The organism is Paenibacillus sp. GCM10012306 (assembly GCF_042649265.1).
Lineage (GTDB): Bacteria > Bacillota > Bacilli > Paenibacillales > Paenibacillaceae > Paenibacillus_AQ.
In genome coordinates, this window is sequence record NZ_JBHRYW010000023.1 from 18,739 (window position 1) to 28,244 (window position 9,506).

8 protein-coding genes are annotated in these 9,506 nt (G+C 48.3%); all 8 read right to left on the minus strand.

What is annotated here, in order from left to right; translation table 11 throughout:
• Positions 1-3 precede the first annotated feature (3 nt).
• Positions 4-798 (minus strand): septum site-determining protein MinD, encoded by a 795-nt coding sequence (gene minD / locus ACFORK_RS28455; RefSeq protein WP_379205446.1) that lies wholly within the window; start codon positions 796-798, stop codon positions 4-6.
• Between the two features lie 5 nt (positions 799-803).
• Positions 804-1,463, minus strand: a complete 660-nt coding sequence (minC, locus tag ACFORK_RS28460; protein ID WP_379205447.1) for a septum site-determining protein MinC — start codon at positions 1,461-1,463, stop codon at positions 804-806.
• An 80-nt stretch (positions 1,464-1,543) separates the two neighbouring features.
• Positions 1,544-2,074 carry a rod shape-determining protein MreD gene (gene mreD / locus ACFORK_RS28465; RefSeq protein ID WP_379205448.1) on the minus strand — a complete coding sequence of 177 codons (531 nt, stop codon included), beginning with the start codon at positions 2,072-2,074 and terminating at the stop codon, positions 1,544-1,546.
• Positions 2,074-2,952, minus strand: coding sequence for a rod shape-determining protein MreC (gene mreC / locus ACFORK_RS28470; RefSeq protein ID WP_379205449.1), 879 nt, complete (start codon positions 2,950-2,952; stop codon positions 2,074-2,076). The genes mreD and mreC overlap by 1 nt, the downstream gene beginning before the upstream one ends.
• 58 nt (positions 2,953-3,010) lie before the next feature.
• Positions 3,011-4,045: a rod shape-determining protein gene (locus ACFORK_RS28475; protein ID WP_379205450.1), complete on the minus strand. Its 1,035-nt coding sequence runs from the start codon at positions 4,043-4,045 to the stop codon at positions 3,011-3,013.
• A 39-nt stretch (positions 4,046-4,084) separates the two neighbouring features.
• Positions 4,085-4,774 carry a RadC family protein gene (gene radC / locus ACFORK_RS28480; protein ID WP_379205451.1) on the minus strand — a complete coding sequence of 230 codons (690 nt, stop codon included), beginning with the start codon at positions 4,772-4,774 and terminating at the stop codon, positions 4,085-4,087.
• Positions 4,775-5,373: 599 nt separating this feature from the next.
• Positions 5,374-6,111, minus strand: coding sequence for a Maf family protein (locus ACFORK_RS28485; RefSeq protein WP_379205452.1), 738 nt, complete (start codon positions 6,109-6,111; stop codon positions 5,374-5,376).
• Positions 6,112-6,238: 127 nt separating this feature from the next.
• Positions 6,239-9,506 (minus strand): S-layer homology domain-containing protein (locus ACFORK_RS28490; protein ID WP_379205453.1); only part of this gene is annotated, 3,268 nt, incomplete at its 5' end.

A 9,506-nucleotide genomic window follows, 5' to 3' on the forward strand; every position in this document is an offset into this window, starting at 1 on the left:
TGTTTAGCCTAATCCGAAAAATTTCTTGAATTTCTTAAAAGTACCTGGCTTGCGGTCCAGCTGCATTAGCGGCACGGCATCGCCAAGAATACGGCGGGCAATGTTGCGGTAAGCAATAGCAGCCGCTGAATCAGGATTCATAACCGTAGGTTCGCCGCTGTTTGCAGCTTTGATAACCAGTTCATCATCCGGGACAATCCCGATCAGATCGATGTTCAGTACCTGCAAAATATCTTCAATATCCAGCATATCCCCAGATTTGATCAGACCAGGACGAATACGGTTCACCACCAGCTTCGGCGACTCCACATTGGACTGCTCCAACAGCCCGATAATCCGGTCCGCGTCCCGTACAGCGGCATGCTCCGGCGTGGTAACCACGATGGATTTATCCGCACCGGCAATCGCATTGCGGAATCCGTGCTCGATACCGGCAGGGCAATCGATTAGAACATATTCATACTCTTTCTTCAGTTCCAGGACAATGTCCTTTACCTGCTCTGGAGTCACGGAGGTCTTGTCCTTCGTCTGGGCGGCGGGCAGCATGTACAGCTCATCAAAGCGCTTGTCCTTGACCAGCGCCTGATTCAGACGACAGCGGCCTTCGGCAACATCCACCAGATCATAGATGATCCGGTTCTCCAGTCCCATTACAACATCCAGATTACGCAGTCCGATATCCGTATCAACCAGACATACTTTTTTGCCCTGCAGGGCAAGTGCGGTACCGATATTGGCTGTTGTGGTTGTTTTGCCAACTCCGCCTTTACCCGAGGTTATGACAATCGCTTCTCCCATGGAGGCTACACCCCTTTAAACACATTTAAACCTTGACGTAATTTGACCATATTATGAATTTTATCAATTTGCATAGCCCCGTTTGTTAAATAGGCAAATTCCATGCTGCTCTCGCGAGTCTCCCATTCGTCCGGTGGACGGCTGATGATTTCTGCAATACGAAGCTGGGTCGGCGACAGAAGCGAAGCCGCAATAATTGCTTCTACATTGCCCTCCACTCCGGCGTGAGCCATCCCCCTCAGCGCTCCAAGAATATAAATGTCACCTGTGCAGGTTACTGTTCCTCCGGGGTTTACATCGCCGAGAAGCAAAAGATTCCCCTGATGGTGCAGTACCTGGCCGGAACGGACCATGCCACTGACCATATACAGGGCATCGCTGTCTACAGCACTATGATCTTCCAACGCCTCCACGGACCGAATCAAGAGATTGCCCTGACCTCTAAGAATGTCCAGAACGGCGTCCTTCTCTTCCTCGGATACGGGACGGCTGCCCAGCTTAACATCCACATGCACTATCGGTCCAGTCAAAATATTTTGATGGCTGTGCTCCAGCTTGAAGCGAAGCTCGCTCAGAAGATCTTCAAAGGGACACTTGTCGTCTAGCAGGAATACCAGGCCATCCTTGATGCCCTTAATCCTTACATGTTTGGATTTCACTGTCATATACCTGTCCCCCTATCCTGAATCATTCGTGCCGGGCCCCTCAAGTTCCTGCTTTTCTACGGAAGAAATTACCGACTGGCTTATGCGGTTTCTTCCTTGCGCGTCACCTTCTTCAGCTTCTCAAGCTGGGTACGGAGCGGTACATACAGGAGCAGACCGATGGCAAAATGAAAGAGCATGGAAGGCAGCATATACTCAAGAAGCGCCCAGCTGTAGGGTTCCTGATTCAAATTAAATACGCTATAGATTCCGAATAGAATCGTATCCGATAACAGACTTCCCAGCAAAACTACTGTCATCATGAGCGGCAGCGGTGCACGGGGAGCCTGGAAGATCAGACCAATCAGATAGGCCGAAACGCCCATTGCAAAGGAATGGGCGCCGAGAATCCGACCGTAAAAAACAATATCATGCAGCATACCGAAGCTAAGACCGAGAATTAATGCGGTATGACGGTGATGATAAACCGTTACAAATAAGACCACAATAAAGACCAGATTGGGGATAATCCGCATCTGCCATGCATTCGGGATCAGCCTTGGCAGAACGGTTCCTTCGAGTATGAATAAGAGGAACAACAGCAAAATACCGACCGATTTATTTACTCTCACTATTCAGCACGCTCCTGCGTGAACACGACAATCAGTTCCTTCCAATCCTGAAAATCGGCAGCAGGCTTAACCACAGCGGAGGATGTCAGGCCAAATTCGCCTACCTTCACACTTTCAACAGTCCCGATAGTCAGTCCTCGCGGATACAAGCCGCCGATGCCGGAAGACACGATTTGATCACCCGCCTTGATCGGATCACCGGGTGGAATCTTGTTCATCGTAAGTTTATTCGTCTTCGGATCATAATTCTCAATCATACCGAAGGAGGCGTTCTCTTTGCCGATGGCGGTTGCGGCAATAGCCGGCTGCGAATTGGGATCGTTCGCATTCATCATCGTCATCAGCTTTACCGTAGAGGTAAAGTTACTGACCTGACTAATCACACCGACCATTCCTTCTGTCGAGATTACTGACATATTAGGTCTGACTCCGTCTTTGGAACCGATGTCTATGACCAGCGTACTATTGTTGGGTTCAGTATTAATGCTCTCGACCTGAGCAATGCGATAGTCATAGTCATATTTCTGCTTCTGCGTCTCTGTAAACTTCAGCTTTTCCAGCAGACTAGCGTTCTGAGAAGCAATAAAGTTATATTGCGCTTTTTCCCGTGTATACTGAGCAACGACAATTTTGAGCTGTTCGTTCTCTTTGGCCAGCTTGTGCAGATTGGCGATATCTTCAAAGAAGCCCGCTACGTATCCAGCGGGCTTGTAGAATAGGCCTTGCACAAAACCGGTTGTATCCCTGACGAAGTTCTCCGGCCAGGACAAGGATTTCCTTGACCCCAGGCTGAAGCCCATGACCACGATGAACATCACCAGGGTAATAAGCAAGATGAACAAACGTTTATTACTAAATAACTTAAACAGTTTCAACACCCTCTAACAACCGTATTTCTCCCTTATCGGGGGTTGACGACCTCAGGGAAGTCCGAACTTACCGCTTGGAGCGGAAGGTAGAGCCACTGCGGGTCTTGAACAAATGAATGTTCTCAAGCGCCTTACCCGTTCCAATCGCAACACAATCAAGTGGATTCTCAGCCACAATGACAGGCATACCAGTCTCGCGAGCAAGCAGCTTGTCCAGATTACGCAGAAGCGCACCGCCACCGGTCAACACAATACCGCGGTCCATAATGTCAGCAGCCAGCTCCGGCGGGCATTTTTCCAAGGTAACTTTTACAGCTTCAATAATAGCAGTTACGGTATCCGCCAATGCTTCGCAAATCTCATCGGAGGTAATGGTCAGCGTCTTCGGCAGACCGGTTACCAGATCGCGGCCACGGATTTCCATCGTTTCAGCCTTCTCCAGCGGCAGGGCAGAACCCACATCCATCTTAAGCTGCTCAGAAGTACGCTCACCGATCATCAGGTTGTATTGACGCTTGATGTACTGAATGATCGATACATCCATCTCATCACCAGCCACACGAACCGAACGGCTTGTTACAATCCCCCCGAGAGAGATTACAGCGACTTCCGTGGTTCCTCCGCCGATATCAACGACCATGCTTCCTGTCGGTTCCCAGACAGGCAGATCCGCGCCGATAGCAGCCGCAAACGGTTCTTCAATAATGTAAGCTTCACGCGCGCCTGCTTGCTTCGTAGCATCCTCAACAGCACGCTGCTCAACAGCAGTAATGCCAGAAGGTACGCAGACCATGACGTTCGGATGGCGCTGGAACATCGAGCGCTGCTTCTGCGCTTGACGAATAAAGTATTTGATCATTGTAGCTGTTGTATCAAAGTCGGCAATAACGCCGTCCTTCATCGGACGAATGGCGCGGATGTTGCCCGGCGTACGGCCGATCATTTTTTTGGCGGATTCACCTACAGCTTCAATGGATTTCGTATCCGTATTAATAGCCACCACGGAAGGCTCTCTTACCACAATACCCTTACCGCGCAAATAGACTAGCGTGTTCGCTGTCCCCAAATCAATTCCCAAGTCTTTCGTAAAGCCACCTAACATGCTGTATTCTCCTTTTCCTAGTCAATCTTAAAAATTCTATTACATATGACCTTTTTCCTTCAAACTAACAAAACCTTTATCTCCGATAATGAGATGATCCAGAACGTCAATGCCGACAATTTCTCCCGCTCTAAGCAATCTCCCCGTCAGGGCAATATCTTCCGGACTGGGTGTAGGATCACCGCTAGGATGATTGTGCGCGCAGATAATGGAAGCGCTACTGCACTTGATGGCTGCCCGGAAGACTTCACGGGGATGCACGATGGAAGCATTCAGACTGCCCATAGATAGTGTCTCCTGTGCAATAACATGATTCTTTGTATTGAGAAAGAGGCAGACAAAATGCTCCTTCTGGAGGTAACGCAATTGCTCAGTCAAAATTTCAGCCGCATCCTGGGGACTGCGGATAATGACCGGTTCGGTCAGCCGGGAATTCGCCATGCGCCTTCCAAGCTCAATGCCAGCTTTTAGTTGCACCGCCTTGGCAGGGCCGATGCCTTTGATTTCAGTCATTTCCTTAATGCTAAGGTCTGCCAACTGACGCAAGCCACCTACCTGACTTAGAATTCTCTGCGCAACATGAATAGCCGATTCCTGATGTGTTCCCGTACGCAGCAGAATGGCCAGCAGCTCCGCTTGGCTAAGTGATTCCGCCCCATAATGCATCATGCGCTCTCTTGGTCGTTCTTCATGGGGGAGGTCCCGCAGCATAAATGTTTGCGATTCCATCCCGATCCCTCTTCCCTGTATTCTGCATTGAAGCCTTTAATTGCAACGATTAACGTTCGGGGCGAGGATATAATGAGTGGAGCAGGTTATCTTGCCAACGCTCCAGCACGTTCCGCATATGTACGATTGATGTTTACCGCAGCCCGCGCAAACTATTAACCCTAAGAAAAGATTAAAATGTCTACTCCTGTGCCTCTAATCGTTACGTCGTTCATCTAGATTTGATAATATCTTTGATTATTCGACGAATACCCTGAACATCCAACTCATTATACCACGATTCTATTCCAAGCATTGAATCATCAACTTAAGAGTGGATTTATCAATTTTAAGCGGTGAAAATCTGGTCTGTCAAATGTGTACCACAGATGTTGCCTTCCTCGCATCATTCATTGTCTGAATGGCCCTGTTGTAACGTTCCTGAATGTATGACGGACTTTCTCTTCATCCACACATCATCATGCCTCCTAAGCAAGTATAACCTAAAATAAACTCTCATAGAGAGGAATGAACATAAACAACATTTACCAATTCATATTTTCACTCCGTAAGCGCAAAAAAAGGTGCTGCAATAACTGGCACCTTATTCTGGAAATACTTCACTTCATTTGAAATGGACTGAGACCAAATTTCAAAAGAATCGGATACAGCAAATTCAAGGGCAACCCCATCACACTGTAAAAATCACCCTCAATTCTTTCGACAAAAACCGAACCTATCCCCTGTATGCCATAACTCCCGGCTTTATCAAGGGGTTCACCCGTGTTTATATATGCCCAAATCTCCTCATCGCTCATAGGTCTGAACGTAATCTGGCTAACCGTGTGGCCCACAATTGTTTCTGATTGCCCAGTGGCTGACGGGGTTGTTACTCGATACTGACCAGTCTCTCCAAGGTACGTTATCGTCTCATTGGCCTCAGGATGATCTAGTGATTCGCCAGCTGCGGTATACCGCTCATCCGTCTTCATATCGATTACGGCAACGCCACTATAGACATGATGCTTTCGCCCTTGCAACGACTGTAGCATACGGAATGCATCCTCCGCATCCTTCGGTTTGCCTAGTACGTTATCGTCCAGCACTACAATCGTATCGGAGCCGACAATAACACCGCCGGTCTCGAACCGCGACTCAGCTACACAACGTTCGTATACAGCCTGTGCTTTGCGGTGGGACAGCTGTTCTACGATCTCGGCAGGAGATAACCCCGGCTCCGTCGTTTCATCGACATCACTGACGATAACTTCATAGGGAAGGTTCAAGGAAGCAATCAGTTCCTGCCTTCTCGGGGAAGAAGATGCCAGAATAATCGTTTTCGGGTTAACAATCGACATAAATCCGGTCCCTCTTTTCATAATGTTGCATGCATTCAGTATAACAAAATGAAGGGGCAACATAAAATAATGGACTATGTGCCATCTCCATGAGTTTGGCAGCATAGTCCATTAATGAAATCTTACTTTATTTCTTCTGCTCTACTCTTCTTTCTGTACCATCTTGAACGATGTAATCGTGATCTACCGATGCTTCTTCAATATCTCCGTATGCCCAGTGATTCGGATTAACATCGGACCATGTAGGGTTAACTACACCGGCTAGCGGGCCACGGCCCACCAGACGATTAATCATCGTGACTGCTTCTGCGCGGGTCATGTTCTTTTTCGGACGGAAGGTTCCGTCTTCATAGCCCTTCAGAATACCGGCTTCTGCTGCCGAATTGATAGATTCACGAGCCCAGCTGTTGGAAATATCCGTGAAAATGTTCTTGTCCTTGCCTTGCAGATCTTTCAATCTGGCGGCAATTGCTGCCATCTCTTCTCTGCTGATAAGCTGATTTGGCCGGAATGTTCCGTCCAGATATCCGTTCATGATTCCCGCTTTCGTCACGGCTGCGATTTCTGCCGCTCCCCAGTCGCTACTAGAGACATCGGAATAAGTCGTGCCGTCCGTTTCGGATTTTGCCAGATGGAAGACTCGGAACAGTACAGCCGCCACTTCTTGACGGGTTATATTCTTCGCCGGCTTAAAGGTACCATCCGGGTATCCATTGATGTACTTCTCATGATGCTGTGAATCTTGAGGGGTAGAAGGATTCACAGGAATCCCCAGCGTCGTAAACGTAAGACTTTCTGATGGCTTGGTTTCTACTCCACCAACGATAGCCGATACGGTGAAACTGTGTTTTGTTCCTGCTTCAAGCCCTGTAATTTCATAATGAGTACCAGTAATTCCGGAAGCAATAAGCTTTCCATTATCGTAAATATTGTAGGAGGATGCCCCCGTTACCGCAGTCCAGCTCAGAGTTACTCCCGTTTGTGTACCATTGCCTGCTGTCAGGCCTCCAGGCGCATTATTACGCGTACTACCATTATCCGTGCTTCCCGAATTGCCTGAGCCAGAGTTCGACTCCTTGAGCGGCTGCATAGAGAAGCTAAACTGCACCAGACTTTGACCCACGTGAATGATTCCGTTTTGAATATAACTGTCCGAATCAGGATCAGGAGTCACACTGGTTTGCTCTGTTAATGTGTTAAACGTGCCGTATCCCGGTTTCGTAGCCACAATGTAATAATCTCCATCCGGGAATACCATCCAAGCATACTCTCCAGCTGCATTCGTGACTTGCGGGTTATGATTTTGATTAGGCTCAAAGCTCAGCAACTCCGGCAAGACTACAAGCGTATTCGGAGTACGTCCCTTCTGCTTGTTAAGTTCAGTATCCGCCCAGTACAGGTTCATAGATACTCCGCTCACTGGTTGACCCGTAACTGCATCTTTTACAATGCCATAAGGATCAATCAAGGAGTACACTACGCTCATTTCCCCGTTTTGACTCACGTTCACGGTTACTGCAGGTCCGGCTAAAATGGTTCCATCCGCAGCCTTAATCTGATACGCGACAACATATTGTCCCTGCGGTACATCATTCACATCAAAGCTGCCGTTTGCATCAAGTACAATCTGTGATTTAAAGTTATTTGCACCTGTGCCTTGCACGATAGCGCTGACGTTTCCGTTTCCAAACAAACTTCCTAATGTCGGTTGTGGATTCCCGTTATTGGCAGGGTTTTGTGCGATTAGCAGCTGGCCCGTTATTTTGTTGGCAGCAGTAAAGGTTTGTTCCGTTCCGTTTAAAGTCCCCACTTGGGCAGTTTGCGTTTGATTAATGATCACTGTCTGATTGCCAATGGTTACAGGGGTTTGAATATTCATACTATAATTCCAATTCCCCCGCGGCACATAAATCTGGTACGAGCCATCCGCCCCAGTTGTTACTTCTTGGGAGAAATCTATGATTCCATCCCCGTTAAAATCTGCTGATACAGAGACAACCGCTCCTGCTATTGGTTTGCCTGTCGTGCTGTCCGTTAGAATACCATGAACCGAAGCAGGCATATAGTGGACTGCTATGCTTGTCTGCGCAGTAAGCCCTGCCGAGTCGACGGCCGAGGCAGTGATCGTATTATGGACGGGTAACACACCTGAAATTGCAGGTGCAGTGAACGTTACTGTCGCAGTCCCGGTTGAATCTGTCACAGCACTTTGCGTAGTGTTTCCGATCCCTTGGAATGTAATGGTTTTACCCTCTACAGGATTTCCATCTACCAAACGGATAGCGCTGGCTTTCAGTGTAACTAGCGACTGTCCATCTCCTACAACAGAAGCTGGAGAAGCCGTGAGATCCAGCCTAATGTCAGGGATACCGGCTTGCACCGTAAAGACTGCCGAAACAGACTTACCGTCATATTGCACCATAATCACGGCGGTTCCCTCAGATATAGCCGTAACAATACCACTGTCATCAACCGTTGCAACAGATGGATCTGTTGTACTGTAAATAGCTTTATCTGTCACATCCAAAATACTTTGGTCGGAGTATACTGCTGTTGTAACGAGAGCTTGACTAGCTCCGACTTGAATCAGCTCATTACTTGGATTAATCAACAAATCAACAACATATTGCGCTGGTGTTGGCACCTTAATATCGCCTGCTGTCAGGATGATCAGCTTGAACGATACCACCTTATTGTTGCTGTCCACTTCATACACACCAATATATTTGTTCGTTATCGGATCCACGCCGGTGATATCTGCACCAGGCGTGTAAGGGTCTGTTACCCCCGCTCCTGTTGGTGCTGCATCCCCTACATTTGGTGTAGGAATTAGGGTAGAGGACACTTTTGTCACGAGGTGGTTACCCGCTCCTACGGATGTCGTCACCTTCGTTGTATTTGGGTTCGTTCCCGGCGATGGTGATGCAGGCAATGTTGGCGCCTGAGTTGGGACAGGCACCTTAATATCGTCTGCTGTCAGAGTGATCAGCTTGAACGATACCACCTTATTGTTGCTGTCTACTTCATACACACCAATATATTTGTTCGTTATTGGATCCACGCCAGTGATATCTGCGCCAGGCGTATACGGATTCGTTACTCCCGTTCCTGTTGGCGCTACATCCCCTACATTTGGTGTAGGAATAAGGGTAGAGGTTACTTTCGTCACGAGGTGGTTACCCGCTCCTACGGATGTCGTCACCTTCGTCGTATTCGGGTTCGTTCCCGGCGATGGCGATGCTGGCAATGTTGGCGCCTGAGTTGGGACAGGCACCTTAATATCGTCTGCTGTCAGAGTGATCAGCTTGAACGATACCACCTTGTTGTTGCTGTCTACTTCATACACACCAATATATTTGTTCGTTATCGGATCCACGCCGGTGATATCTGCACCA

Bases quoted from the DNA above. Each gene is read 5' to 3' on its own strand.
- ACFORK_RS28485 (WP_379205452.1), bottom strand. From the start codon at position 6,111: ATGTCGATTGTTAACCCGAAAACGATTATTCTGGCATCTTCTTCCCCG.
- ACFORK_RS28475 (WP_379205450.1), bottom strand. From the start codon at position 4,045: ATGTTAGGTGGCTTTACGAAAGACTTGGGAATTGATTTGGGGACAGCG.
- minC (WP_379205447.1), bottom strand. From the start codon at position 1,463: ATGACAGTGAAATCCAAACATGTAAGGATTAAGGGCATCAAGGATGGC.
- minD (WP_379205446.1), bottom strand. From the start codon at position 798: ATGGGAGAAGCGATTGTCATAACCTCGGGTAAAGGCGGAGTTGGCAAA.
- radC (WP_379205451.1), bottom strand. From the start codon at position 4,774: ATGGAATCGCAAACATTTATGCTGCGGGACCTCCCCCATGAAGAACGA.